The organism is Halorientalis brevis, assembly GCF_023077655.1.
On sequence record NZ_JALLGV010000008.1, the window covers coordinates 70,945 to 96,877 of the forward strand.

Below are 25,933 nucleotides of genomic sequence, written 5' to 3' on the forward strand. Positions count from 1 at the left end.
CTTCCAGCGTGCCGGGCTCAATGAAGGACTCGGTTGGGTTTCACCGGGCTTCCGGTGCCGGTTCCTCGCTGGCGTCGAGCTGCCGGACGGTCAGCACCGGCACCGGACAGCGACGGACGACGGCCTCCGCGACGCTGCCGAGCAGGAACGAGTGCTCTCCGTGGCGACCACGAGTGCCGGTGGCGAGGACGTCCGCGTCCACTTCGCCGACGTACTTGCAGATTTCGGCCGTGGGCTGGCCCTCGCGGACGGCCGTGGTGACCTCGCGGTCGCTCTGTTCTTCGATCGCGGCCAGGGCCTCTTCGCCCGCTTCGGTCAGCGCGGTCTCCATCTCATCGCGGACGGACTCGGGAGAGCCGTCGATGTCGCCGGTGTCGACCACGTACAGCGCGTGGACCGACGCGTCGAACTGGGTGGCGAGATCGAGCGCGACGGTGATAGATCGTTCGGCGCTCTCGGAGCCGTCCGTCGCGATGACCACCGTGTCAAACATAGAGGCGCCTACTGGCGGCGCGCGTATAAATGTGCGTTGTCGGCGAGACCCGCTCGGTGGCTTTTTCTCCCTGCCGTGGCGAAGAGCCAGTATGACTGCTGTGGAGATCGACCGCGTTCTCGTCCCCCTCGACGGGAGCGAGGAGTCGCTCACTGCCGCCGAGTACGCCGTTGCTATCGCCGAGCGGTACGAGGCCAGCGTGCACGCACTGTACGTTCTCGAAGAGGCCGTCGCCCGAAGCATCCACGCCGGCGAGGTCGAGAAAGACACCATCGCCGCCGAAACCATCGAGTTCATGGACGCCGTCACGGAGCTGGCGGCCGACAGCGACGTCGCGCTGACTCACTCGGAAGCGCTCGGCTTCAGCCCGTCACAGCTCACTCACCACCCGGGCAGCGTCGTCCTCGACACCGCAGAAGAGGTCGATGCGGACTTCCTGGTCGTTCCGCGCGAGCCCGTCTCGGGCGACCCCGACGAGGTCCTCGGCAAAGCCGCCGAGTACGTTCTCATGTACGCCAGCCAGCCCGTGCTCTCCGTCTAGAGTCTGATTCCCATCTCTAACTCGAAACTCTCGGTGCTGCTCATCTCGAAGCCGACGTTCTTGTACAGCGCGATGGCGGGATCGTTCCAGCGCTCGACGGACAGCCAGACGCGCTCGACGTCCTGTTCCTGGGCGTAGCCGAGCAGGCGCTCGATGAGGAGCGTCCCGATGCCGGCGCCCTGGTAGGTGTGGAGGACGAAGATCGCCAACTCGTAGGTGTCCTCGACGTCGGGGACGAGCGTCGCGTGGCCGACCGGTTCGTCGTCGTGGAGCGCCACGAGGTTCAGACAGCCGGCTCCGAACAGGTTGTCGAGCCAGGTGCGAATGGGCTCCTCGCGGACGGGCGGGATTCCCTGGGCGCGGTCCTCGGGGTCGAACTCGAGGTACATCTCGACCAGCGCGTCGACGTCGTCCCCGTCGGCGATCCGAATCCGTATCTCGCGGTCGTTCCTGTCGGTGACCGTCGCTGGGGGACGGGGGAACGATTCGGCGGTCTCGTCCGGGAATCGGTCTGTCATCTGATGAGAGTCACCGTGGTTTCGGCGTTGAGCAGGACGAACTCGATCATCTCGTCGAGGCGGATCTTCCCGAGGGCGCTTCGCTTTCCGCCGGGGATGACCAGCCGGTCGAACCCGTCGCCGTCGGCGAGCTCGACCAGTTCGCTCCCCGGGTGTCCGGACAGCCGCTCGATCGGTGCATCGAGGTCGGCGTCAGCCAACTCATCGCGGACGCGCGTTTCGATCTCGTCGGGGTCCAGCTCGACCTCGTCCCGGTCGACGATGGCGACGGTGAGGTCGTCACCAGTCTCGTTCGTCCGGGCGATCGTGTCGTCGAGTGCATCGAACGACACATCGCTGCCGTCGATACCCAGCAAGACGTTCATATACGCTCCCTTGCACCCGCGAACCAAAAACCCACTACCCATCGACCGTCCGCCGTGCGTCAGACGCCGCCGATACGCTTTTTCACCCGCAGTACAGATGGCCTGTATGCCCGATACCCCGGTGCCGGAGACGAACGATGCCGCGGACGCGCCGGACGACGTCGAGGACGATTCTGTCGCGACCGACGTTCCCCCTGCCGACGAGGCAGTGGATTCGGACGTTCCGGAAGAGGTGCGAAAGTACGACCGCTTCAAGAAAATCGAGGGCGGAACGTACGACCGCGCCAACGAGTTCCTCCGCGAGCGCACCTACATCACCGCTCGTGAGTGGGCCATCGCCCGCCTCTGTGCGGACTTTCGCACCGAGACCGGCGTCGAGATGACCAAGATCGGCGAGAACCTCCCCGAACTCGTACCGTTCATGACGGACACGTACACGCCCCAGGCGGTCAACCAGGCCCGCGCCTCCTTCGAGGAGAAGGTCCGCCAGGCCGGTGCGACCTTCCTCTACGGAGCAATGTGTGACTTCTTCACCGCCGAGGAACTCGACGACGTGATGTACGAGGCCACCGAGGTCGCGAAGTTCCTGCTCGAAGTCGAAGGTGTCGAACTCTCCGTCGAGGAGGAACTCGAAGCCGAGGATCGCATCTCCGACGTCATGCGCCAGGTCCGGGAACACAGCGCCGCCCTCCGTCACGACGAGTGCCCTCACTGCGGCGGGGAACTCGAAGGCGACGAGGACCACAGTAGCGGGACGACGGCCGAGGCCGACGACTAGCCACTTTCATTTCACGACGTAGTACGGATCGTCCTCGATCCGCGGTTCGAGCGCGGTTCGGAGGTCTCTGGCGGAGACGGAGATGACTTTCAGCCCGTTGAGATCGTAGTGGTCGAGGACGCCGTCGGTCATCAGATCGCGCATGAGTTTCAGCCGGTCCCAGTAGTAGAGGTACTTGTTCTTGTCGTAGGTCGTCTGTGCGACCTGTTCGTGGTCGCCACCGCCGTGGTAGACCGTCCCCTCGACGTCGACGGTCTCGACGTAGGGGACGTCCATGACGCGCTCGACGTAGTGGATCTGGGTGCTGATGAGCCAGCGAGTCCCGACGTTTACGATGCGCACGTCGTCGTCGTCGAGTTTCGCGTAACAGCCGTCGGGGCCGAAGGTGTCCCGGTGGTTGCAGTTCTCGAAGCGGTAATCGCCGCGCACCTGGATCGAGTGGAGGGGATCGGCCGTCCGGTAGTCGGCGTCGTCGAAGAAGAGACTGGCGAACGCGCCGAGTTCGGGCTCCGACTCTTTCCGGTGGAAGTACCCCGAATCGCGGAACGACTGGGTGAACGCTGGCGTGAGGATCGCGTCGAACCGTTCGTCGAGGTGGTCGACGACGAACTCGTAGGGGTTCCCCTCGAAGGCGGAACTCACGTCGCTCAGGCCGACGTGGACGAACACCTCGTCTTCGTCGTAGGCGTCGAGAATCTCCGCGAACGCGTCCTCGTCGACCGGCCCCGTCGGTCGGTCCCGCTGGAGCATGGCGTAGTGCTTGGCGCTACACCAGAGCGTTTCCGGCAAGTGACGCACCATCACCTACACTCCCCCGCGCTGGTCGGTTAGTTATGGTCCGAAGAGTGGGGTGTATCGACGGTAAGCGGCGGCTACTGCGAGCCGCTGCGTGCCCGCGCGTCGCTCACTCGTCCTGTGACGGTTCGGCGTCCGCGTCGCTGGTCTCTGCGTCGCCGGACTCCTCGGCCGTGCGGTCGAGGGTCCGGACGTTGGTGCCGACCGGGCCGCCGAAGGATTCGGACTCCGTCTCTCCGGTTTCGCTTTTGAGGACCAGCGTCTCCGGACCGTGGCGCTCGTAGACGACCTGTCCGCGAACGAGCGTCAGCTCCGGGAACACGCCCCGTTTCCCCTCGAACGGCGTCCACCCGCATTTGGAGTGGAGGTCGTCGCCGTGGATCTCCTGACTGTCATCGGGGTCGAACAGCACGAGGTCGGCGTCCATCCCCTCCTTGACGAGCCCCTTCGTCGGGAGGTCGAAGATGTGGGCCGGGTTCGAGGCGGTCAGATCCCTGATCCGCTCGTAGGTGATGTTGCCCTGGCGGGCCTCTTCGAGCAGGAGCGGGAGGGCGGTCTCGACGCCGGGCACGCCCGACGGCGCGTCCCAGATGCTCGCGTCTTTCTCCGTTTTCGTGTGGGGTGCGTGGTCGGTCGCGACGATGTCGACCGTCCCGTCGACGACGCGGTCCCACACCTTCCTGCGGAGGCGCTCGCGGCGCAGCGGCGGGTTCATCCGCCCGTACGTGTCCAGCTCGCGGAGGTCCTTCCGCGAGAGGAACATGTGATGGGGCGTCACCTCGCAGGTGAGGCCGTGTTCGGCCGCGGTGTCGATGCCCTCCGGCGTGGAGGTGTGGGCGATGTGGACCTGTGCGTCGAGTCGGTCAGCGACCTCGGCGGCCGCTTCGACGGCGGCCGGCTCCGCGCGGGCGGTGCGGAACGCGCTCCAGGCGTCCGCGTCGTCGCGCTCTTTCGAGCCCGGCTCGAACTCGCTGGCGTCCTCGGCGTGGACGGTGACCACTGTGTCCTGTCGGTTGGCGGTTTTGACCGCGCTGGCGAACAGCTCCACGCTGATGCCCATGTCGCCGGTCGAGTCGGCGAGGAAGACTTCCCCGAGCGCGAACATCGGCCGCTGGAAGAGGGCGCTGGGCACCCACTCCTCGGTGACGCCGCCGTTGATGCCGTAGTCGACGAGGGATTTCTCGGCCAGTTCTTCCTTCTGGTCGAACGACGCCCCGTCGATCGTCGGCGGGTCCGTGTTGGGCTGGTCGACGACGGTCGTCACGCCGCCCGCGGCCGCGGACTTGCTGCCGGTCTCCCAGGTCTCCTTGTGGGAGTAGCCCGGCTCGCGGAAGTGGACGTGGGTGTCGATCATCCCGGGCATGATGCGTTTGTCGCTGGCGTCGACGAACCGCTCGTCGGCCGCGTCGGGCATCTCTAAGTCCTCGCCGATCTCCGTGATGGTCTCCCCCTCGATGAGTACGTCGCGCTCCCGTCCGTCGGGGAGCGTCGCGTTCCGAATGAGCATACCCACTCTCGGGGTGGGTGGGTGGTAAATCTCGCGGACGGTGCACTACGTTTGTCGCAGGGCCAACGCTGATAGCGCTCCCGCGTCAGCGGCAGAACGTACTTCTCGTTCGGGACCGCTCACTCACCGGTCCACTCCACAGTCGCAAGATCGTCGACCCACTCCACGGTACCGAGGTGGTCGCCGACCAGCGCGTCCTCGACGCGCATGATGATGGCGACGGGATCGACTTTCCCGCCGCCGCGCTCGATGCTCCCGACCGTGTCCGGGTCGAACGATATCGAGAGCGCGTCGTACACTGGATCGAGCACGTCGGCGATCTCGTCGTGACCGTCGACGACGATCAGGCCGGCCACCAGCACCGCGTCGCCGGTGACGCGCTGGGCGATGCCGACGAGTTTGCCGCCCGGTGCCTGCAGCGAGTAGCTCCCCGGGCAGAACGTCTCGTCGGGTTCGCCGCGGTCGGCATCCACACCGAGTTCCCGGAGGGCGTCCCTGATGTCCACGCGCACGGCGGCGTAGCGTTCCTCGATGCCCTGGCGGCCGTCGTCGGTGGGTTCGATGCGGGCGAAGGCGATGGTGTCGCCGGTGTAAGCGACGGCGCGGCCGCCGACCTGGCGCTCGGAGACGGCGTACCCCTGGTCCGCTGCGGCTTGTCGGGCCTGCTCGTAGCCGTCGCTGTTGGCGTCTCGCGGCCCGAACGCGACCTGTCGGTGGGGGCGCCAGACGCGGACCGCCGGCTCACCGGCGGTGCCGGCCCACGCGAGCAGTCGCTGGGTGACCGACCTGTCGGCCTCGATGTCGTCACCGCGACCCCGAACCACGCGCATGGCTTCCTCTCGGGTCCCGGATAATATGGGTCTGACGCCTCGGGACCCGCGTTCGCTGCCGTCCTCGCGGGCCGGTCGAGAGGTTCAAGCGGCCGCCCCGCCAACGCCGGGTCGATGGCAGTCACGCTCGACGGGGACGTCGTCGGTCGCTACCCGCGCGTTTCGCTGTACAACTCCCCCTACACGGCCCACGACCGCGGCTGTGCGATCGACCTCTACCCCGACGGCGACGGGACGGCTCCCTCACCGGTCGCCGGCGAGGTGCTCGACACCCGGACCGTCGACGCCCCGCCGAAACCCTACGCCGGCCCCCACGACCACCTCGTCCTGATCGAGACCGACGAGTACGTCGCTCGCGTCCTCCACGTCGAGCCGACCGTCGAACCCGGCGATCACGTCGCCGTCGGTGACTCCCTGGGGCGGCTCGTCCGCTCTGGCTTTTTCGCCCCCTGGGTCGACAACCACGTCCACCTGGGATTCCGCGACCCCGACGCCAACCCGTACCGTGCGTCTGGTTCGCTCCCCGTCGCGGTCGACGTGGACGTTCGCCCCTGCCAGTGGGACGGCCACGGGACGGTCGTCGAGACCGCCGAGACGTACGCCGTCCTCGACGCGCCGGCACACCCTGCACCGGGCGACTACTTCGTTGGCGTCGACGGCGGGGACTGCGTCCTCGACGGCGGCCTGCCCCACTACGACGGCGGGGGTGCCCTCGGCGGGGCGGACGGGCCGGTGACGCTCGCCGGCCAGCGCGTCGGGACCGCGGAGGGCCGGACGGTCGCCTGGGACGACGTGACCGTTCGCGCCAACGGCCGGCCGATCACCGGGCTCTCGCTGTTTCTCGCGCGGGAGGCGTTCGGCGTGAAACTGGTCTGTCCGGAGCAGTCCTTCGCCGTCGGCGAGGACGTGACGGTGTCGATAGACAGTGCGTGAGCGGTGGGGCGTTACCCTTCGTCTGGAGCGTCGGTGTCGTTGGTTTCGGCGTCCAGCTCGGCCAGCCACGCGTCGACGTGATCCAGATACGCCTCGGCCAGGTCGGTCACCGAGAGTCCGCCCTCGTCGCGTCCGCTCCCGTACTCCATCGCGAGCGTGTCCGGCACCCCGTCGTCGCCGAGACAGTACTGTCCGACAGTCGATTCGACGGTGAGCCCGGTCGTCCCTCTGGGGCCGCTGTCGGGTTCCTGCCGGTCGGCCGGCCGGACGTCGATCACGTCGTTCGCTCGCTGGGCGAAGAACTGGTGGAGGTCGCGGAGCGGCCGGTCTGCGGCCCACTCCTCGAACGCCGGGTGATCTTCGTCGACTCGCTCGACGTGGGTGTGGATCTCGTCGACTGCGCTGGCGAAGGCACTGCAGTAGTACCGGAACTCGTCTTTGTCGGTCTGGCTCCGGACGTTGCGAACGTGGCCGTCGTCGGCCCGCTCTAGTCGCTGGAGGAAGAACTGCGCCTCCCGATACTTGTCGCGGGTCGGCCGCCGTCTCTCGGTGGGCATCGTGACGAGAGCTAACGGCCGCGAGACCCCTCCGTATTTCTGCAGCACGCAGCCGATTACTCGCGTCAACGTGCCGTCTCCCCCTGGTTGGAGGCTGGATTGCTGCGTGGCTCACTGAGTCGGACACGTCGGCGTTCGACCGCCGTCTCCGAGAATATCTCAGTCCGTATATGATTACCAGTGAGTAAAAGTCAGATGACATCGTAGCGGTAACACAACACATGGCCAACGATCTTCCCGAGGGCGCGCCGGTGATGTTACGCATGTCCGTCGAGCGCGAGAACGGCTATCTCTCGTGGCTCGGGGTGCAGATGCAGAACATCCAGTACGGCAAATCGAAGCTGACCATCCCGTTCGACGAGAAGTTCACCGACGAGGAGGAGACCCCGCCGACGGTGCACAACGGGATCGTCACGACGCTGATGGAGCAGACGGGGGAACTCGCGATCCGGACGACGCTCGACGATCCAGTCAACGACCTCGTGGAACCGCTGAACATCAACGTCAACTTTCTCCACGACGCGGTCCACGACCTCACCGGCTACGCGGAAGTCGTCGAGATGCGGGAGACGTCTGCGATCGCCACCATCACCGTCGAGAGCCGGACGGCCACGGGGAACATGGAATCGATCGCCACCGGCCAGGGCGTATTCCGCGTCGAGAACTGACGGGTCCGTTCAGACGAACGCGAGATCTTCGCGCCGCGCGACCTCGCCGAACAGCCAGTCGGCGTGTTCTATGGCGTACTCCTTGTGGTCGTCTTCGATCGCTCCGATCGCGTCTTCGACGAGCACCGGCCGGTAGTCGCGGAGGCCGGCGCTCCCGGCCGTGTGCAGCACGCAGACGTTCGCCAGCGTTCCGCAGAAGAGCAGGTTCCTGATCCCGCGTGCGGACAGCCAGCCGTCGAGTTCCGTCTCGTGGAAGGCGTCGTACGTGTGTTTCTCGACGACGAGGTCCTCGTCGCGGACGTCGAGTTCGTCGACGAGTTCGGCCTCCCACGACCCCTCGACGACGTGTTCGCCCCAGCGGTCGAACTCGTCGTAGTAGTGCGCGTCCTCGAACTGTTCCGGCGGATGGACGTCGCGCGTGAAGACGATCTGCACGCCCGCATCCCGTGCCTGCTCGACCAGTTCGCTGACGGGCTCGATGGCGCCCTCGCTCTTGGGCGCGTAGAGGCTCCCCTCGGGGTGGCAGAAGCCGTTCTGCATGTCCACTACCACCAGCGCCGTGGTCTCGGTGTCGAACTCCATGTGCGAGGGTACGGACCCGCCCGGAAAAACCGTTTCCCGACTCGTGGTCGACGGGCCGTCTCCGCCGGAGTGCGGTCAATTTTTGCCGCCGGGCCTCCTGGCTGGCGTATGCGCAAGGCCCCCTGGCTGGTGCTCGTCGTCCTGGTCGTCCTTTCTGGCTGCAATCTCCTCGGCGGGTCGCAGGCGCCCCCGGACCCGACCGCGGACGTCGTCGGCTGGGAGAACGGTCACTGGCACAACGGGACTCTCGACGTGACCAACGAGGACGGACTGAACGCGAGCGAGCGCGAGGCGGTCGTCGCGCGGTCGATGGCCCGAATCGAATACATCCGCGACGCGGAGTTCAACCAGTCGGTCCCCGTCGAGATCATCTCGCGCGAGGAGTACCGGGCCGCTCAGGCGGGCAACTACACCCGGACGTTCCGGACCTTCGACAACGCGAAGTTCGAGGCCATGTTCTTCGTCGGCGAACGCCGGGACGCCCTGGCCGTCCAGCGCCAGAACATGGGGGCGAGCGTGCTGGGCTACTACGACCCCCAGAACGGGACCATCAAGCTCGTCGCCGACGGCGGACAGCCCACCCTCGACGGCGAGGGCACGCTGGCCCACGAACTCGTCCACGCACTGCAGGACCAGCGCCACAACCTCTCGACGATGCGGGCGAGCACCCGGGACGGATACAACGCCCAGAACGGCGTCGTCGAGGGCGAAGCCAACTACGTTCAACAGCGCTACGAGGATCGCTGCGGTGGGGAATGGGAGTGCGTCGACGGTTCGTCGGGTAGCCAGGAGTCGTCGGACCTTCACTTCGGTATCTACTTCCTGGAGTTTTTCCCGTACAGCGACGGTCCGGGATTCGTCTCACACCTGTACGAGCAGGGCGGGTGGAGCGCCGTCGACGACGCGTTCGCGAGTCCGCCGACCAGCGCCGAGCAGGTCATCTACCCCGACCGCTACACGGACCCGGCTGACGACCCCGTCGCGGTCGAACTGCGGGATTCGGCGACGAACGGCTGGGAGCGCGTCCGGCCCGACCCGCAGACTCCCAACGGCCAACGCCCCGATTACGCGACGCTGGGGCAGTCGGCGCTGAGCGCGATGTTCGCGTACACGGCCTACGCCGACCGCGGCCAGCCGGTGATCGAGCCCAGACAGTTCCTCAACGTCGAGGGCGGCGAGATCGACCGCTCTGACCCGTACGACTACGGGCTCTCGGTGACGAGCGGCTGGGAGGGCGACCGCATGCACGTGTATCGCAACCCCGACACCGACGCCAACGAGACGGCGTACGTCTGGCGCATCGAGTGGGAGTCAGCCGGTGACGCCCGCGAGTTCGCGAGCGGCTACCGACAACTGCTCCGGTACTGGGGCGGCGAGCGGACCGACCGGGCGAACACCTGGACCGTTCCCGACGGGAACCGCTTCGCGGACGCGTTCCGCGTCACGAGAGACGGCGCGACGGTCACCGTCGTGAACGCACCGACGGTCGACGACCTCGGCGACGTCAGGGACGGTTCCTGAGCCGTGATCGGGCGCCGCCTCCTGCTGGTCGGACTCGCTGGCCTGCTCGTCCTGGCGGGGTGTAACGCGCCGACGACCGCCGACGTTCGCCCAGACCCCGCGGCCGACCAGCGGGGCTGGGAGAACGGCTACTGGTACGACGACGAACTCTCGGTCGACGCCTCTGACGGCCTCACCGAGCGGGAACGCGAGGCGGTCGTCGCGCGAACGATGGCGCGCGTCGAGCGGATTCGCGGCCTGGAGTTCGAGCGCTCGGTCGGCGTCGAGGTGATCTCCCGCGCCGAGTACCGCGAACAGTACGGCGGCCAGAACGAGACGGGCACCGACCACTGGCGGGAACAGGTCTGGGAAGCGCTGTTGCTCGTCGGCGAGGACACCACCGTCAGCAGCGCGTTCGGGGCGACCTTCGACGCCAGCGTCCGTGGGTTCTACGACCCCGGCGAGGAGGCGATCGTGCTCGTCAGCGACGCCGAGACGCCGACCGTCGACCGGTGGACGCTGGCCCACGAACTCGTCCACGCGCTCCAGGACCAGCAGTTCGGTCTCGACGAGTACCCGCGGACCCAGGACCGACGCCGCGGCCGCAACGGCGTCGTCGAGGGCGACGCCAACTACGTCGCCGCCCAGTACGAGCAGCGCTGTGAGCGGTCCTGGGACTGTCTTCCCCGCCCGAACCGGACCGAGGACGATCTGGCCGGGTTCGACAGAGGCGTGTTCCTGACCATGTACGCGCCGTACGCTGCCGGCGAGTCGTTCGTCGCGAGCGTCCACGACCGAGAAGGGTGGGCCGGCGTCGACGCCCTCTACGACCGGTATCCCACGAGCAGCGAGCAGGTGATCCACCCCGACGCGTACCCGGACGAGCGGCCGCGGACCGTCACGGTTCCCGACCGGTCGAACGGGGAGTGGGAGCGGTTCGACCGCGAGCCTGTCGGCGAGACGGTGGGTGAAGCGGCCATCTACGCCACGTTCTGGGCCAACGGGCAGGTGAACCGCACGACACACGACACGTACGACTACGACCACCCGCTGTCGGCGGGGTGGGCCGGTGACACGGTGGTGCCCTACCGGAACGGCGACCGCTACGGCTACGTCTGGCAGACGGCCTGGGACACCCGTGCTGACGCCCGAGAGTTCGCCGGGGCCTACCGGGCGATCCTCGCCGACCGCTCGGTGACCCAGCCGACAAACGCCACGTACGTCCTGCCCGAATCGGATCCGTTCGGCGACGCCTTCCGCGTGACTCGCGAGGGGACCCGCGTCCGGGTCGTCAACGCGCCGACCGTCGGGGACCTGGACGCCGTTCACGCGCCGGACTGACGCCCAAGCGGTACACCGGGCATCTTTTTCGCTGCCGGCTGAAATCGTGTAGTATGACCGACTTCGACATCGTCCCGCCGGCCGCGATCCGGGAGGGACGCGCCACTGACGCGTACTTCGACCGGACCGTCGCGGCACTCGACCACGAGGGCGTGAACCCGCGGGTCGTCGCGGAAGTCACCGCCGACCAGTTCCCGACCGGCGAGTTCGAGGTGTTCGCCGGCGTCAAAGACGCCGCACACCTGCTGGAAGGCCACGACGTCGACGTGGACGCCCTCCGGGAAGGCCAGCTGTTCGACGGGGGGCCGGTGCTCCGCATCGAGGGGAGCTACCGCGAGTTCTGCGTCTTCGAGACCGCACTCCTCGGATTCCTCTCCCACGCGTCCGGCATCGCGACCAACGCCCTGCGCGCGCGCCGGGCGGCTCCCGAATCGCTCGTACTGAGTTTCGGCGCGCGCCACGTCCACCCCTCGATCGCGGCGGTCGTCGAGCGGGGCGCGCTCGTCGCCGGGCTCGACGGCATCTCACACGTCGCTGCCGGGGACGTACTGGGTCGAGAGGCCAGCGGCACGATGCCCCACGCGCTCGTGATCTGTTTCGGCAGGGGTAACCAGGAGGCCGCCTGGCAGGCGTTCGACGAGGCCGCCGGCCCCGACGTGCCGCGGGTCGCCCTCTGTGACACCTACTCCGACGAGAAAGACGAGTCCATTCGCGCGGCCGAAGCCGTCGACGCGCTGGACAGCGTCCGCCTGGACACGACCGGGTCGCGCCGGGGCGACTTCCGCCACATCATCAAGGAGGTGCGCTGGGAACTCGACGCCCGCGGCTTCGAGGACGTGGGCATCTTCGCCAGCGGCGGTCTCGGCCCCGCGGAACTGCGCCACCTCTCGGACGTGGTCGAGGGGTTCGGCGTCGGCGGCTACGTCAGCAACGCCGAGCCCATCGACTTCGCGCTGGACATCGTCGAGGTCGACGGCGAACCCGCGGCCAAGCGAGGCAAACTCTCGGGCGCGAAGCAGGTCTACCGGACGCTCGACGGCGGCCACCACGTCGGGCTCGCCGACCGCGACGGCCCGGTCGACGGCGAGGAACTCCTCGAACCCCTCGTCCGCGACGGGGAGATCGTCCGCGAGTTCGACATCGACGACGCGAGCGAGCGCGCGCTGACCGACGCCGACCGCGTCGACTTCGCCGCGCCCGAGTGACGCACCCGCGCTCTCCCGCCTGTTCTGTCTCCCGGGCCGTTTCACCCGGATTAAGTCGGTTTAATCGACGTTAAAATCGGTTAACTGGCGCTCAAACTGCCGAAAGTCGGCTTTGCGGTTTACCCCCTTCAAGATGGCGTCGCCACTGTGACTCGGGTGGAGGCAACGATGAAATCGACCACACTACTCGCGGTCGCACTGGCCGCACTGCTGGTCTTTGCAGGAACAGCCGCCGCGCTCCCGGGGAACGCTCCCGTGGACGCGGGCGCGAACGACGCCGCCGACGATGCGGCGAATCGCGAGACGAACCACGAGAATCAGTCGAGCGACGAGCGAGCTGACGCCGCGGCGAACCCGTCTGCCCGCGGTCACGGCGCCGCAGCCGCTGACAAGCGTGGACCGCCCACGGATCTACCGAGTCAGGTGCCCGACCACGTCGCGGAGATTCACGACCTGATCCGGCAGTTCGTCGGTGGCGACCTCGACGGGTCGCTCGGTGACGCCGTCAGCGACGTGACGCCGAGCGACGACAGCGAGGAAACCGCTGGCAACGAGACCGCGTCGCCGGACGACGGCCAGGCACCGGAGAACACGACGGAGGGTGAGACCACGAACGTCACGGCGGCCTAACTGACGCACCCGCTCCACGGGGGTGAAGTGGCGATGGACGACCCGCTGACGCTTCGGGCGAGTCACACGCCCTTCGCGTACCTGCTTTTCGCTGCCCTGACGACGCCAACCGGCCGTGCTGTCAGCTCTGACGACAGTCCTGTAGTTCGCGAGTGTCGTGTTCGTCCGCGAAAAACTGCGTTCGAGTGTCGCGCTCGGCCGCTGATCTAAACGCGGAGTTCTTGCACGGCGCCGTTGGGGTCGCGCTCGCGGAAGACGCGGCCCTCGAACAGCGTGACCATCGTGTCGTCGTCCTCCCAGGCGGTCGGCGGGAGACCGGCTTTCCGGCTGGCGCGGTCGAGGTACTCGGCTTCGCTCCAGTCGTTCTCGACTGGGACCGTCGGGTAGAGCCAGCCGCGATTGCTCCCGTTCTCGACGGCGACGCCGTGGCGGCCGAGTTCGAGGTCGGCGAGCGGATCGTCGGTCAGCACGACGTTGCCCACGATACAGACCGAGACCCGCAGCGTGTCGAGTTCGGCGGCGTCGACGGCCGACCCGCAGGAGTCACCGCTGGCGGCGCCGATGGCGGCGTCGACGAGCGCTTCGCCCAGGTGGTCGCTCCAGTCGTAGCTCCCTGCACAGCCCCGGAGCTGCCCGCGTCCGCGGGTCTTCTCCAGACGGACGAACGCCCCGGTCCGCGTGTAGAAGGCGTCCCGCATGCTGCCCAGTTGCTCTCGTGCACCGTTTTCGACGAACGTTTCGACGGCGTTGCGAGCCAGTTCCACGGCTCGGGTTCCATCCGTCGGCGTCAGTTCAGCGGCTGCCCCTGGCATTGTCACTTCTATGACGACCAGCCGTTTCAACGTGTCCCTTCAGATTCCATGTGCTGTGGTATCGCTACCCATCGTTTTTGCTCGCCTGACCGAACGGCTTAATCCCGGTCGGTGACTAGCTGTCGCTGGCAGAGGGAGCCTGGCTCCCGTGCCTGGCCCGCTCGGATCGGCGGTCGACGCCGCACTACGGTCCGTTCGGACCGGGCATGAGGAAAGTCCCCCCACCATTCGGGCAGGTGACCGGGTGCAAACCCGGAGCGGGAGACCGCTGGCTCTGGAACAGAAACGAGACCACTCCGCGTGAGCGATGAGGTGCGCGAACCCGGATCGAGCCACTCGGCGAAGAGACGGGGAGTTAACCCACCGAGCGCGCGTGGCGGTTTCACCGCCACGCCGTACCGTGCCCTTTGGGCACGCGGACCGCGGAGAACGGATGGAACGGCGAAACCTCACTGGTGCAAGTCCGCGCCGTAGGTAGCCCGGACACCGCCGTCGAGCCTCGCTCGGCGAACCCCGGCTTCCGGGGATGGCGTGGATGCTCAGCCGAATGCCGGGACGAACAGAAGGGGGCTTACTCCCCTCAGCCACACTTTACGCTCGCGAGCGACGGCACCTGCGCGTGGGTTCTGGCGTGTGCTCCCCGGCACTTTCGACCACGACTGTCACTTGACCGGTTCTCGGGCTCGCTCGCGCTGCTCACCCTCGCTACTCACGGCTCGCTTCGCTCGCCGTTCGTTGTTTCGAGGTCTCTCGCTGCTCGACTGCGCTACCCTCCGAACCCCTCCTCCCACCGGAACGACCCGTCCCGCTGGACGACTTCGCCGTCGACTTCCATCCGGGACCCCTCGCCCATGTCGGTGATGAGGTCGGCGTGGACGGCCGACTCGTTCTGCTCGTCCTCGTGGCCCTCGGGGAAGTTCGCGCCGTAGGCGCGGCCGAGCGCCATGTGGACGGTGCCGCCCATCTTCTCGTCGAAGAGGATCGTGTCCGTGGGACGGTCGATACCGCGGTTCATTCCGATGCCGAGTTCGCCGAGTCGCTTGGCACCGGCGTCCGTGTCGAGCAGTTCTGTGATGACGTCCTCGCCCTGCTGGGCGTCGTAGTCGACGACTTCGCCGTCCTCGAAGACGAGGTGGACGTCTCGGACGCGCCGGTCGTTGATCGTCATCGGCACGTCGAAGGTGACCTCGCCTTCGGTGTCGGCGGGCGCGGTGAACACCTCGCCGCTGGGAAGGTTGTGCGAATCGTACGCCACTGAGGCGGCGCTGTTGACTGCGATCCGGTCGGCGATCGACATCGTGACGTCCGTTCCCTCGCCGACGATCCGTACCTCTTCCCCGTCGTCTAGGATGTCCTTGAGTCGGCCCATCTCCTCGGCGAGCGACTCCCAGTCCCGGAGGACGGCGTCGTAGACGAAGTCCCGGTACTCCTCGTAGGCCATGCCGGCCTGCTGGGCGAGCGAACGGGTGGGGTGGACCGTCGAGACCCAGTCGGTCGCCAGTCGCGCCTCGCGAATCCCCTCGTGGGCTTTCCCGGCCGCCTGCCGTCGCTCTCCCGGGACGTCGGCCAGGGCGGTCGTGTTCCGGCCACCGCCCAGCGAGAGGACGCTGTCCGCCTGTTCATAGAGGGAGCGCTCGTACTCGGGATCGGCCTCGAACTCCCCGTCGTGGGCCGTGAGATACGCGCGGCTGACCTCCGCGGAGTCGTAGACCGTCACGAGGTTCGCGCCGCGCTCACCCAGTTGCTCGGCGACGGCGACTGCCAGGTCGTGGGCACCCTCAGAAACGCGGAGCACGACGTCGTCGCCCGATTCGATGCGGGCGCTCCAGTCCACCAGCGTCTCGGCGTGTGCGTGTACGCGTTCGTCCATACCCGTGGATGCGGTCGGCGTGACAAAAACGACGAGGGTCACTCGATCCGTGTGGTGTTCGCTCGAGAGAAGACGACGGCCTGGGTACAAGGGCGGCGGCTTACTGGCCGTGGTGCGGGTCCCGGCGGCGCGTCCCGTGCCCCTGGCGGCTTCCGAATCGGTGTTGCTGCGTGCTCATCCCCTCGCCGGCGTACCGGTCCTCGGCGTGGAAGCCGGCCTGCTGGGTCTGGGTCCGGTGGTGGCCGTGCAGGTCGCCGTACTGGCCGCCGGCCCGTCCCGAGACGCCCTGCACGCTGTCTTCGCCGCGCTGGCTCCCCTCTCGGGGATTGCTCGTCGACTTCGTCGAGCGGATCTCGGTTTGCCGTCGTTCACCGGGGCCGCGCTGGGGGATCGACCGTCGCTGGTCGTTGCCCTGGGGCTCGCTTCCGAATCCCTCGGCGTGACCGGTCTGCTGGCCCTGCTGCTGGTGTTGCTGGGAGTGGCCACGCGGTTGCCGCTGTTGGCGTTGCTGCCAGTGTTGCTGTCCCGAGGCCTGCTGCTGGCGGCTGTCGTGCTGCTGGTTCTCCCGGGTGTGTTGCTGGACGTGTCGCTGGCCGCTGTGGCCGCGGTGGGTTCCGCGTCCGGTGTGAGCGTTCGCCTGCTGGCGCTGTGACTGCTGGTTCCCGTGGTGTGGGTGTGGCGTTCCGTGCTGATGGGGCATGCGCTCCTGGGAACAAACCGACGAACGTGGAAAAACGCGGGGCCTGCAACTGCCGGGCTCTGCCTACTCGTCGTAGACCAGGATCGTCGCCTGGTCGCTCTCGATGACTTCGACTTCCTCGCCGGATTCGGCGCGGTGTTCCTCGCGGACGTCGACGGCGTCACCCGGAACCACGGCCACTTCGTCGCCGAGGTCGAGTTCGATTTCGCCGTCGAGCTGTTGCTGCTGTTTGATTTCGCCGGGATCGGCTCCTTCGAGCGCGCCGACGACCTGACCGGCCTTGTCGCGGAACTCCGGGCCGATGACGCTGTGGTCGGGGTCGACTTCGACGGGAACGAGTTCCACGGCCGGCTCGCCCTTCAGCACGTGGACCGGCGCGTTGACGGCCTCCGAGAGGTCGTACGTGTCGACGGCCCGCTCGGGCGTCTCGTCGGGGAACACCTCGACCTTGTCGAGTTCGGCGTTCAGCGCCATGCCCTCGTCGGACTTCCAGCCCCGGATCGTCGAGGCCACGTCGGCGATGAGTTCGCCAGCGAGTTCGGCGTCCTCGTCGTGCATGTCGATCTCGGGCCAGTCGGCGGCGTGGACGCTCCCCTCCGTCGAGGGGATCGCGTCGTACGCTTCCTCCGTGAGGAACGGTGAAAAGGGCGAGAGCATCCGCAGCGCGGACGTGAGCGCAGTCTCCAGTGCCTTCCGAGCGGCGTTGCGCTCGCCGGGACGCCCCTCGTACAGGCGGCCCTTGATGAGTTCGAGGTAGTCGTCGGCGAGGTCGTGCCAGATGAACTCGCGAAGCTCGCGCATCGCGGCGTCGAAGCGGTACTCGTCCATGTGCTCGGCGACGGTGTCGGCGACCTGTGAGGTCCGCGAGAGGATCCACTTGTCGGCGTCGCGGTACGCCGGGTCCTCCGCGGTCGGGCCCTCCTCGTCTAAGTGGCCCGTGGCGAAGCGGGTGATGTTCCAGATCTTCGTGCCGAACTTCGAGGCGGACTTGACCTCCTTCCACTGGAACTGGATGTCGGAACCGGGCTGGCCACCCAGCGCCATCGCCTGGCGGAACGCGTCGGCGGAGTACTCCTCGACGGCCTCTTCGGGCTGGACGAAGTTACCACGGGACTTGGACATCTTGTTGCCGTCCTCGCCGAACACCATCCCGTTGATGAGCGCTTCCTCCCACGGGATCTCGTCCTCGATGGCCGAGACGCGCAGGATGGTGTAGAACGCCCACGTGCGGATGATGTCGTGACCCTGTTCCCGAAGGGTGGTCGGCTCGAAGTCGGCCTCGGGCCAGCCGCGGACGTACAGCGGCGTGATCGAGGAGTCCATCCACGTGTCCATCACGTCGGTCTCGCCGGTCCACTCGTCGCCGCCACACTCGGGACACTCCTCGACTGCCGGGTCCTCGTCGGTGGGGTCGACTGGGAGTTCGTCGGGGCCGGCGACGTGGATGTGGTCGCAGTCTTCGTTCGTGCAGAACCACGCGGGGATGGGCGTGGCGAACACGCGCTGGCGGGAGATGACCCAGTCCCAGTCCATGCCCTCGGTCCAGTCCTCGAGCCGGTCGTACATGTGCTCGGGAATCCAGTCGACCTGGTCGGCCTTGCTCAGGATGTCGTCCTGGTCGACCTCGACGAACCACTGCTCTTTCGAGAGGATCTCGATGGGCGTGTCACATCGCCAGCACTGCCCGACGGCCTGTTCGGTCGGCTCGGTGTCGTTGAGGTACCCCTCCTCGTCGAGCTCGTCGACGATCGCTTCTTTGGCTTCCTCGATCGTGAGGCCGGCGTACTCGCCGGCGTCCTCGTTGAGGTGGCCGTCCTCGGTGAACACCATCCGGAGGTCCAGGTCGTGTTCGGCCCACCAGGTCACGTCCTGTTTGTCCCCGAAGGTACAGATCATCACTGCGCCGGTCCCGAAGTCGGGGTCGGACTCCTCGTCGGCGATGAGTTCGACTTCCTGGCCGAACAGCGGGACTTCGAAGGTGTCGCCGATGCGGTCCTCGAAGCGCTCGTCGTCCGGGTGGACGGCCATCGAGACACACGCCGCCAGCAGTTCCGGGCGAGTGGTCGCGATCTCGATGTCCTCGGTGTCTTCGTCCGCGCCCGCGAAAGTGATGTAGTAGAGCGTGCCGTCGATGCCCTCTTCGGTCTCGACTTCGGCGTCGGCGATGGCGGTCTCACAGCGGGGACACCAGTTGACGGGGTGCTCGTCGCGGTAGACCATGTCGTCGTCGGCCATCTCGACGAACGAGCGCTGGGTGGTGCCCCAGTACTCGGGATCCATGGTCTTGAACTCGTGATTCCAGTCCTGGGAGAACCCGAGCGTGTGCATCGTCTCTTTCATCGCGTCGATCTGGTCCTCGGTGTGCTCGATGCACATCTCGCGGAACTCGTCGCGCGGGACGTCCGTCCGGTGAATGTCGTTGTTCTCCTCGACTTTCACCTCGGTCGGCAGCCCGTGGCAGTCCCACCCCTGTGGGAAGAGCACGTCGTCGCCCTGGAGGCGGTGATAGCGGGCGGCGAAGTCCATGTAACACCAGCCCAGGGCGTTGCCGATGTGGAGGTTGCCGGTCGGGTACGGCGGCGGCGTGTCCACCACGTAGTCGGTGTCCCCGTTCCCCTCGTATTCGTAGACGTCCATCTCCTGCCACTGGTCGCGCCACTTCGGCTCGACGCTGTCCGGGTCGTAGCTGTCGGGTAACTCACTCATAGTTGCGAATGCGCTGGTCGTCGGTGGGTCCAAAAGACGAGCGACTGGTCCCCTGCTACCGTACTCCCGACGACATCAGGCCCATATCCGTGGCTTTGCCCGGTCGAGTGTATAACTTTTCGCTTCCACGGCACGCACGGGCACACTGATTTGGCTCGCCGTGGAACTACTATGTGGTATGGCGTCGAATATCACGGTGCGGACGGCGAAACCGGAAGACGTCGGGGCGATCCAGGCGGTGGCGCGCCGGTCGTGGGACGCGGCCTACGAGGGTGTTCTCGGGGACGAGGTAGTGAACGCGATGCTGGAGGGCGGCTACGCCGAGGAGTCGCTGCAGTCAGTCATCGATTCGTCGGTGGCGGAACTGTTCGTGGCGACCGACGACGACGAGGTGGTCGGCTACGCCAACGGCGAACCGGGCGAGGAGGGAGACGCCGACGCCGAAGTGAGCGTGTACGTCGACCCCGAGTACTGGGGCGAAGGGATCGGCAGCCGCCTGCTGGCGGAGGCGACTGACTTCCTCGCCGAGCAGGGGATCGAACGGGTGCGAGACTCGGTGCTCGCCGAAAACGAGGTCGGGAACGCGTTCTACGAACGGCACTTCGAGCAGGTCGACCAGCACGAGGTCGACATCCTCGGGGACACGTTCACGGCGAACGTGTACGCCGGCGACATCGCGTAAGCCAGCGGCAGTGATCGCCCGGGGCGGCCGGGTGAAACCACAACTCTGACTTCCGTGCTCTCGGATTGACGGGTATGCACCTCGGTGTTATCGGTCTCGGGCGGATGGGCCGCATCGTCGTCGACCGCGTCATGGACGCTGGTCACGACGTGACGGCCTTCGACGTGGACGAACAGGCCGTCGCGGACGCGGCGGACGCGGGCGCGAACCCCGCCGACTCCCTCACGGACCTCGCCGACCAGCTCGGCGACGACAAGCGCATCTGGCTGATGGTTCCCGCGGGCGATCCCGTCGACGCCGCGCTGGACGAGCTCGCGCCCCACGTGGACGATTCGGACGTGATCGTCGACGGCGGCAACTCGAACTTTCAGGACTCGCTCCGACGCGCCGAGCAGACGGACGCCGCCTTCCTCGACTGCGGAACCTCCGGCGGTCCCGCGGGCGCGGAACTCGGCTTCTCGCTCATGATTGGCGGCCCCGAGTGGGCCTACGAGGAACTGACGCCCGTCTTCGACGCCGTCGCCACCGGCCCGGAAGGTCACGACCGGATGGGGCCGGCGGGGTCGGGCCACTACGTCAAGATGGTCCACAACGGCGTGGAGTACGCGCTGATGCAGGCCTACGGCGAGGGCTTCGAGCTGCTCGCGAACGGCCGGTTCGACCTGGATCTGGAAGCCGTCGCGCGCACGTGGAACAACGGTGCCGTCATCCGCTCGTGGCTGCTGGAACTCTGCGAGGAAGCGTTCCGCGAGGAAGGCTCGGATCTGGGCGACGTGGCCGACCACGTCGCTGGGGGCTCGACTGGCACCTGGACCGTCCAGGAGGCGCTCGAACAGGAAGTGCCGGTACCGCTGATCTACCAGGCGCTCACCGAGCGGTTCAACTCGCGGGCGACCGGCGACGGGGAGGGACGCTTCTCTCGGCGGCTGGCCAACCGGCTGCGGTACGGCTTCGGTCGCCACGAAGTCAAGCGCCGGGAGGAGTAGGCGGTCGAACGACCGGTCCTGGGTCGGTGAGTCGGGTTACCGGTGGAAACTCGTCGGTAGGGCAGTTCTCCTGCGTAGAATCGCCGTTATCGGCGCTCGCGGCGGCGGTGAGGGGTCGCTCGGAGATAACGTCAGTTAGTTAAACCAGTATTGCGTAGCGCCGGACATGGCTGAGCAAATCGTGGGTATCGCGCTCGGGGCCGCGCTGACGTTCATCGCGGTCGCCATGCACTACTCGAAGGGCACTGGCTGGGAGCCCAACGACGACATCTCCCAGAAGGTTCTGGAAAAGCGTGCGGCGAGCGTTCCCGAGACGAGCTTCCCCGAGCCGATGAACCGGTCCATCGGTGGCGGTGGCGTCCCGGCGGGCGCCGTCGCAGCCGGAACCGAGGGTGAACTCGAAGAGGGCGAGGAAGAAGAGGACGCGGGCTTCGACCCCGACGCGATTCCGGACGACGAGGTCGAGGTCTACGAGATCGAGTTCGCGAAAGAGGGCGAGACGATCGAGATCGCGAACAACGAGAACATCCTCGACATGGGCGAAGAGCAGGGCTGGGACATGCCGTACGCCTGCCGCGAAGGCTCCTGTCTCTCCTGTGCCGGCCACGTCGAGGATGGCTCGGCTCAGGACTACGTCCGCCACAGCAACAACGATACGCTCAACGAAGACGAGATGGACCAGGGGTACTGTCTGACCTGTACCGCGTACCCGACCGACTCGTTCACGCTCGAAACGGGCGAACAGCCCTAACCCACCTTTTTTCACGGGGTCCTCGAGCGGCGAAGCCGCTCTCAAACCCGTCTGCTCACGGGCGCTTCGCGCCCGTTCGCACGGCCCGAGGGACCTCTGGTCCCTCGCAGGCCAAAAAATCTGGACCAAAAAAGGCGGGCGCTCACTCCGTTCGCGCCCGTGAATCCCCTCGCTTCGCTCGGCGGATACTGGTGATACCGCAACCGTATCTGTTCCGCGCGGTTCACAATCGTTATACCGGCCCCTCCGTTAGAATCATTCGAGGGCGGCTAGTTCAGCGGACAGAACGCCTGGTTCCGGACCAGATGGTCGGGGGTTCAAATCCCTCGCCGCCCGTTTTCCGGCGAACAATGTGAGCCGTGAAAACGGCACGTGGGATTTGAACGACGGAACGAGCGACCTTCGGGAGCGAAGTTCAGGTGGTTCAAATCCCTCGCCGCCCGCTTTCTGCGAGGAACGGACGTGACGAGTGAAAGCGTCACGTGGGATTTGAAGTAGACCACGAGGGAGCGAAGCGACCGACGTGGGCGTGGTTCAAATCCCTCGCCGCCCGCTGCTTGTCGCGACTAATTCGTGAGCGACAGCGACGGTTCGAAGATTTGACCGACGTGGGCGTCGTTCGGGTCCCTCGCTGTCGGGCTACGGGTCGAGTTACTACCTGTGCGTGGTCACTGCCTCGTCGAGTGCGGACGGATCGTGCGCTCGGAGGCGTTCTTTCGCGTCGCTCGCGCGGTCGTCGGGTGCGTCGACGGCCACGCGCGGGCCGGTCGGGTCGGGGATGTCCTGGTAGGTTCCCCAGACGCCGCCGACGAAGCCGCCGGCGGCGGCGCCGAGGCCGAAGCCGAATACGAGCAACGTCAGGCGGCTGGCAGTCATGATCGGACTCAGGCGGGGAAGCCACAGGAAGTCGAGGGCCATCGCTCCCAGGAGTACCGTGCCGAGGACTCCGCCGACGAGGCCGCCCCAGACGAGCCCACGTGCCTCCGGTGGGCGGGCCGCCGGGTCGAAAAACCGGTTGTCGACGTCGGGCCGCACGGGTTCGAGGTCGGCGTCCCGGAGGTCGGCCTCGGCTGCGCTCGCGTCGTCCGCGTCCTCGTACTCGGCGACGACGCGCTTCACGTTCCCTCACCCGATTCCTGCAGGAGCGTGTGGACGCGCGCCTGCACGCCGCGGCTGACCTGATCGGGTGGGCCGACGATCCAGCCGTGGTTGTACTTGCTGTCGTACGGTGCACCTTCGTCGGGGCGGATGAACTTCTGCATGTAATTTTCGGTGGGTGTCGGGAGGGTGTCCTGTCTGACCGCGAGCATCGGGCCGTGCTTGCCGCGGTGGCTCTCGACGCTGGCGGGGAGGGCGGTCTGCCAGTGCTCGGGGTTCGCGAAGATGAAGTTGTGGCCGGCTTCGGCGATGCCCCACCCGATCGATCGGGACCACTCGCCGAACCACCAGCCCTGGTTCCGACCGATGTCCTTGTAGCCAGCCCACGCGGCGCTGAGGGCGTAGGGGTCCGTCGCACCGGGGACGCGCTGGACGTGGCCGAACTGCGCGAGGTCGCTTGCAACCTCGGGGCTGATTGCGTCCTCGTCGCCGAGGAGGTACATGTAGGCGTAGTCGTACCGTGCGTCGAGCTGTCGGGCCGTCTCCTCGGGGATCGAGTCCGAGCGCACGTAGAGGAACCCGTCGCCACCGTGGGCGTTCCAGGACTGGACCGGGACGGCGCGCCGGGCGGCGTCGACGCTGGCGACGAGGACCTCGTCCTCGTGGTTGCCGTGCATCGAGCTCACGTACTGGTCGACGTTCGCCGCGACGCGCACGGGGGTTGTCCCCGGGATGCGGCGCACCTCCATCCCCATGGACTCGACCTCGCGGCGGACGCCGTCGCTGATGTAGCGCTCGCCCCCGACGAGATACACCTGGACGTTGCTGTCCATGCCGACGCCTTCCGGATGGGCGCGCTCGATCTCGGTGCGAGTCGCCTCCGGGAGCGAGTCCTGCCGGGTGAGCAGGACGGCGCCGTCGATGGGGTGGTGGATGAGACCGACGCCGGGGAGCGAGGCTTCGAGGACGCTGTCGTTGACGAGGATGATCGCCCCGGGTCTGGTGTGCTCGTTGATGGCGGTGTAGACGTTCTGGCTGAACGCGGCCGCGGTCTCGTAGTCGTTCGCCCCGGCGAGCCTGGTCGTCATCGTGGTGGCGGTCCAGTCGGTGAACTTCGCGGTTTCGGGGCCGGTCTGCTGGTCGTCCTGTGACTGGGCCAGCGCGACGCCGCCGAGGGTCGCGGCCGCCGGGAGCGCGGCCAGATCGCGGAGGAATTTCCTGCGGCTGCCGTCGCTCATAGCGCACCACCCGGTTTGACGTTCCGGCGGACGAGCAGGCCGTTCACGGGCCAGGCGATCAGGAAGCCGATCAGCGTCGAGAACACCATCACGCCGTACCAGAGGATGTTGTCGTCGCCGGGCATCATCGGCAGGTTGAGCATCATCAACAGCCACATCGACCCCATCATTCCGACGGAGACGCTGGTCATGCTCACCGCGACGGCAAGCAGGCCCCGCCGGACGGCAGACTCCTGGTCAAGACCGAGCGCGTCCTCGAACATGGGGACGTGGAAGACGACCCAGGAGACGAGAAAGGCGACGACGTAGACGATGGCCATCAGCAGGACCATCGAACTCCCCAGCGCGAACAGCGGTCCCTCGAACACCACGAGCGGCATCCCGAAGAACGTGAGGAGGAACGCCGTCGCGATCATCGTGCTCGCGGCGAACCCGACGCCCATCGCCGTCGCCGTCGCCGCCCGCAACCAGTACGGGCGGACGACGCGATGTTTCCCGTCGCGCTCGACGACCTCTCTGCCTCGGTAGGCGAACCAGTAGAACGCCAACCCGAACGGACCGAGCACGAGCGTGAACAGCGGCCAGACCAGCCGCGTCCACGTCCCCATCTCCGGGATGCGGCGACGAGAGTGGGCGAACACGAACGTCGCGCCGAGGATGCCGAACGCCGCCCAGATCGAAGAGAGGGCGTCGAGCGGGCTCATGCCGGCTCCCTGGAGTCGGTACGGGGTGATCTCGACGGCGTAGTCGCTCCGTGCCTGGGACACCCAGGAGACCTGGTCGAGCGTCCCCATGAAGAAGAGGTGGTTGTACGGCCCTTCGGCGGGGGTCGAGAACCACGACGGCTGGGAGCGCCAGAGGTAGTTCTCGGTGATCGCCGGCAGCGTCCCATCTTCGTGGGCGAGCAACAGCGGCCCCGCCTTCCCCCACTGGAGGTTGCTGGCGGCCGCGGCGTGGCCCGGCCGGTCCGGGTTCACGACCACGAAGTTGTAGTAGCCGACCTTGTCACGCTGGTCGATGCCCCAGCCGAAGTCACGCGACTCGTCGCGGAACTTCGCGACCTCGACGGCGTGGTCCTGCGGCGTCGACCCGGCGACGCGCGTCCACTCGACGTCGAGTTCGGACAGCGCGTCCCGGCTGACCTGCCCCGGCGGCGCGAGGACGTACGCGTGCGAGGCATTGGTCTGCTCGATGGCCCGCTGGGTCGCTGCCGGAACCCCGTCCTCGCTGGCGTAGAGGATCGGATCGCCGCTGTAGGCGCTCCAGGCCGCGGCGGGCATCGCCCACTGCGGGTCGTCGCTCCCGACGATGACCACGTTGGTCGGACCGTTCTCGTCGTCGGTCCCGCGCGTCGCGATGGCAGCGGCCGACTCAGCGGGGGTCCCACCTGACAGTCGGACGGTCGAGACGTTCCCCGCGGCTCCCTGGCTCCCGCCCGGGCGACTCGCGTTCCCGGCGAGGATGATTGCGTCCGACGAAGCCCGGAGTCGCGACGCCGCGAGCGCCGTCCGCCAGTCGTTCTCGGGGACGCGGACCACGGTCTCGTACGAGAGGTTCGAGCCCGACGGCCTGGCCGCTTGTGCAGTGTACGCACTCAACTGACCCGGGTCGCTCGCGGGGAACCGGCTCGCGTCTTTCGTCTGCATCGTGACGTACGGTTCCTCGGGCGTCTGGCCGTAGTCGAAGAGCGTGAGCGCGACGACGTAGAGCGGCTGGATTGCGACGAGGATCGCCACGAGCGCCGCGACGCCCACGGCGAGCACTCTCCACGTGTTCATGTGCAGTCCTGCAAGCGTTACACTGAACCGCGAAAGTGGGTGTTGCCTGCGCGTGCAGGCCCTTCGACG

26 protein-coding genes, 1 tRNA gene and 1 other RNA gene are annotated in these 25,933 nt (G+C 67.3%); 13 read left to right on the forward strand and 15 right to left on the reverse strand.

The genetic code is table 11. From position 1 onward, the window contains the following. Window positions 1-40: 40 nt before the first annotated feature. Window positions 41-493, reverse strand: coding sequence for a universal stress protein (locus tag MU553_RS18235; RefSeq protein ID WP_247380335.1), 453 nt, complete (start codon window positions 491-493; stop codon window positions 41-43). Between the two features lie 91 nt (window positions 494-584). Between MU553_RS18235 and MU553_RS18240 the strand changes: the two genes are divergently transcribed. After that, on the forward strand, window positions 585-1,034 hold the full coding sequence (locus MU553_RS18240; protein ID WP_247380336.1) for a universal stress protein: 450 nt from the start codon (window positions 585-587) through the stop codon (window positions 1,032-1,034). Here the strand turns inward: MU553_RS18240 and MU553_RS18245 are convergent. Together MU553_RS18245 and MU553_RS18250 are read right to left on the reverse strand one after the other, a co-directional pair. Continuing rightward, a complete protein-coding gene (locus MU553_RS18245) occupies window positions 1,031-1,552 on the reverse strand; it encodes a GNAT family N-acetyltransferase (protein WP_247380339.1) in 522 nt (173 codons plus the stop codon). The two genes, MU553_RS18240 and MU553_RS18245, sit on opposite strands and share 4 nt — an antisense overlap. Beyond that, a complete protein-coding gene (locus MU553_RS18250) occupies window positions 1,549-1,917 on the reverse strand; it encodes a universal stress protein (RefSeq protein WP_247380341.1) in 369 nt (122 codons plus the stop codon). The genes MU553_RS18245 and MU553_RS18250 overlap by 4 nt, the downstream gene beginning before the upstream one ends. Window positions 1,918-2,023: 106 nt before the next feature. Between MU553_RS18250 and MU553_RS18255 the strand changes: the two genes are divergently transcribed. Further along, window positions 2,024-2,695, forward strand: coding sequence for a DUF5806 family protein (locus MU553_RS18255; RefSeq protein WP_247380343.1), 672 nt, complete (start codon window positions 2,024-2,026; stop codon window positions 2,693-2,695). A 6-nt stretch (window positions 2,696-2,701) separates the two neighbouring features. On the opposite strand, the gene MU553_RS18260 is transcribed toward MU553_RS18255, so the two are convergent. The 3 genes from MU553_RS18260 to MU553_RS18270 all read right to left on the reverse strand — a co-directional run bounded on the left by MU553_RS18260 (window position 2,702) and on the right by MU553_RS18270 (window position 5,827). Beyond that, window positions 2,702-3,496 carry an AAC(3) family N-acetyltransferase gene (locus MU553_RS18260; protein ID WP_247380345.1) on the reverse strand — a complete coding sequence of 265 codons (795 nt, stop codon included), beginning with the start codon at window positions 3,494-3,496 and terminating at the stop codon, window positions 2,702-2,704. A 103-nt stretch (window positions 3,497-3,599) separates the two neighbouring features. Then, window positions 3,600-4,997, reverse strand: a complete 1,398-nt coding sequence (locus MU553_RS18265; RefSeq protein WP_247380347.1) for a dihydroorotase — start codon at window positions 4,995-4,997, stop codon at window positions 3,600-3,602. Window positions 4,998-5,116: 119 nt separating this feature from the next. Next, entirely contained in the window at window positions 5,117-5,827 is a 711-nt protein-coding gene (locus MU553_RS18270; RefSeq protein ID WP_247380349.1) for a lipoate--protein ligase family protein, read from the reverse strand. 114 nt (window positions 5,828-5,941) lie between these two features. On the opposite strand from MU553_RS18270, the gene MU553_RS18275 reads away from it, so the two are divergent. After that, entirely contained in the window at window positions 5,942-6,760 is an 819-nt protein-coding gene (locus MU553_RS18275) for a DUF8155 domain-containing protein (RefSeq protein WP_247380351.1), read from the forward strand. 11 nt (window positions 6,761-6,771) lie between these two features. Here MU553_RS18275 and MU553_RS18280 read toward each other — a convergent pair whose 3' ends face one another. Further along, window positions 6,772-7,317, reverse strand: a complete 546-nt coding sequence (locus MU553_RS18280) for a hypothetical protein (protein ID WP_247380353.1) — start codon at window positions 7,315-7,317, stop codon at window positions 6,772-6,774. A 221-nt stretch (window positions 7,318-7,538) separates the two neighbouring features. Here MU553_RS18280 and MU553_RS18285 point away from each other — a divergent pair, with 221 nt between their 5' ends. Further along, window positions 7,539-7,985 (forward strand): PaaI family thioesterase, encoded by a 447-nt coding sequence (locus MU553_RS18285; protein WP_247380355.1) that lies wholly within the window; start codon window positions 7,539-7,541, stop codon window positions 7,983-7,985. Between the two features lie 9 nt (window positions 7,986-7,994). Here the strand turns inward: MU553_RS18285 and MU553_RS18290 are convergent, their stop codons facing one another. Beyond that, entirely contained in the window at window positions 7,995-8,567 is a 573-nt protein-coding gene (locus tag MU553_RS18290; RefSeq protein WP_247380357.1) for a cysteine hydrolase family protein, read from the reverse strand. Between the two features lie 108 nt (window positions 8,568-8,675). Between MU553_RS18290 and MU553_RS18295 the strand changes: the two genes are divergently transcribed. The 4 genes from MU553_RS18295 to MU553_RS18310 all read left to right on the forward strand — a co-directional run bounded on the left by MU553_RS18295 (window position 8,676) and on the right by MU553_RS18310 (window position 13,243). Then, complete coding sequence (locus MU553_RS18295; protein WP_247380359.1) at window positions 8,676-10,088, forward strand: Hvo_1808 family surface protein; 1,413 nt, start codon at window positions 8,676-8,678, stop codon at window positions 10,086-10,088. 6 nt (window positions 10,089-10,094) lie between these two features. Continuing rightward, the gene (locus MU553_RS18300) at window positions 10,095-11,408 is read left to right on the forward strand and encodes an Hvo_1808 family surface protein (protein ID WP_379814513.1); all 1,314 of its coding nucleotides are present in this window, start codon (window positions 10,095-10,097) and stop codon (window positions 11,406-11,408) included. Window positions 11,409-11,461: 53 nt separating this feature from the next. After that, on the forward strand, window positions 11,462-12,613 hold the full coding sequence (locus tag MU553_RS18305) for a nicotinate phosphoribosyltransferase (protein WP_247380363.1): 1,152 nt from the start codon (window positions 11,462-11,464) through the stop codon (window positions 12,611-12,613). 168 nt (window positions 12,614-12,781) lie between these two features. Continuing rightward, window positions 12,782-13,243: a hypothetical protein gene (locus tag MU553_RS18310; protein WP_247380365.1), complete on the forward strand. Its 462-nt coding sequence runs from the start codon at window positions 12,782-12,784 to the stop codon at window positions 13,241-13,243. Window positions 13,244-13,449: 206 nt separating this feature from the next. Here MU553_RS18310 and MU553_RS18315 read toward each other — a convergent pair whose 3' ends face one another. Then, entirely contained in the window at window positions 13,450-14,055 is a 606-nt protein-coding gene (locus MU553_RS18315; RefSeq protein WP_247380367.1) for a TIGR00296 family protein, read from the reverse strand. 127 nt (window positions 14,056-14,182) lie between these two features. Between MU553_RS18315 and rnpB the strand changes: the two genes are divergently transcribed. Beyond that, window positions 14,183-14,641: RNase P RNA component (gene rnpB / locus MU553_RS18320), an RNA gene on the forward strand. Window positions 14,642-14,821: 180 nt separating this feature from the next. Here the strand turns inward: rnpB and MU553_RS18325 are convergent. The 3 genes from MU553_RS18325 to MU553_RS18335 all read right to left on the reverse strand — a co-directional run bounded on the left by MU553_RS18325 (window position 14,822) and on the right by MU553_RS18335 (window position 19,331). After that, window positions 14,822-15,925 (reverse strand): aminopeptidase, encoded by a 1,104-nt coding sequence (locus MU553_RS18325; protein WP_247380368.1) that lies wholly within the window; start codon window positions 15,923-15,925, stop codon window positions 14,822-14,824. 100 nt (window positions 15,926-16,025) lie between these two features. Then, window positions 16,026-16,625 (reverse strand): hypothetical protein, encoded by a 600-nt coding sequence (locus MU553_RS18330; RefSeq protein ID WP_247380371.1) that lies wholly within the window; start codon window positions 16,623-16,625, stop codon window positions 16,026-16,028. 63 nt (window positions 16,626-16,688) lie between these two features. Continuing rightward, window positions 16,689-19,331: a valine--tRNA ligase gene (locus MU553_RS18335; RefSeq protein ID WP_247380373.1), complete on the reverse strand. Its 2,643-nt coding sequence runs from the start codon at window positions 19,329-19,331 to the stop codon at window positions 16,689-16,691. A gap of 178 nt (window positions 19,332-19,509) precedes the next feature. Between MU553_RS18335 and MU553_RS18340 the strand changes: the two genes are divergently transcribed. The 4 genes from MU553_RS18340 to MU553_RS18355 all read left to right on the forward strand — a co-directional run bounded on the left by MU553_RS18340 (window position 19,510) and on the right by MU553_RS18355 (window position 22,086). Continuing rightward, window positions 19,510-20,013 (forward strand): GNAT family N-acetyltransferase, encoded by a 504-nt coding sequence (locus tag MU553_RS18340; protein WP_247380375.1) that lies wholly within the window; start codon window positions 19,510-19,512, stop codon window positions 20,011-20,013. A gap of 74 nt (window positions 20,014-20,087) precedes the next feature. Continuing rightward, window positions 20,088-20,999, forward strand: coding sequence for a phosphogluconate dehydrogenase (NAD(+)-dependent, decarboxylating) (gene gnd / locus MU553_RS18345; RefSeq protein ID WP_247380377.1), 912 nt, complete (start codon window positions 20,088-20,090; stop codon window positions 20,997-20,999). Window positions 21,000-21,165: 166 nt separating this feature from the next. Next, a complete protein-coding gene (locus MU553_RS18350; RefSeq protein WP_247380379.1) occupies window positions 21,166-21,750 on the forward strand; it encodes a 2Fe-2S iron-sulfur cluster-binding protein in 585 nt (194 codons plus the stop codon). Between the two features lie 263 nt (window positions 21,751-22,013). Further along, a tRNA-Arg gene (locus MU553_RS18355) sits at window positions 22,014-22,086 on the forward strand. 318 nt (window positions 22,087-22,404) lie between these two features. Here MU553_RS18355 and MU553_RS18360 read toward each other — a convergent pair. Genes MU553_RS18360 through MU553_RS18370 form a run of 3 tightly spaced genes read right to left on the reverse strand, consistent with a single transcriptional unit; the run spans window position 22,405 to window position 25,864 of the window. Beyond that, entirely contained in the window at window positions 22,405-22,869 is a 465-nt protein-coding gene (locus MU553_RS18360) for a hypothetical protein (RefSeq protein ID WP_247380381.1), read from the reverse strand. Further along, on the reverse strand, window positions 22,866-24,086 hold the full coding sequence (locus MU553_RS18365) for a cell wall-binding repeat-containing protein (protein ID WP_247380383.1): 1,221 nt from the start codon (window positions 24,084-24,086) through the stop codon (window positions 22,866-22,868). The genes MU553_RS18360 and MU553_RS18365 overlap by 4 nt, the downstream gene beginning before the upstream one ends. After that, window positions 24,083-25,864, reverse strand: a complete 1,782-nt coding sequence (locus MU553_RS18370; protein ID WP_247380385.1) for a DUF4396 domain-containing protein — start codon at window positions 25,862-25,864, stop codon at window positions 24,083-24,085. The genes MU553_RS18365 and MU553_RS18370 overlap by 4 nt, the downstream gene beginning before the upstream one ends. Window positions 25,865-25,933: the final 69 nt, after the last annotated feature.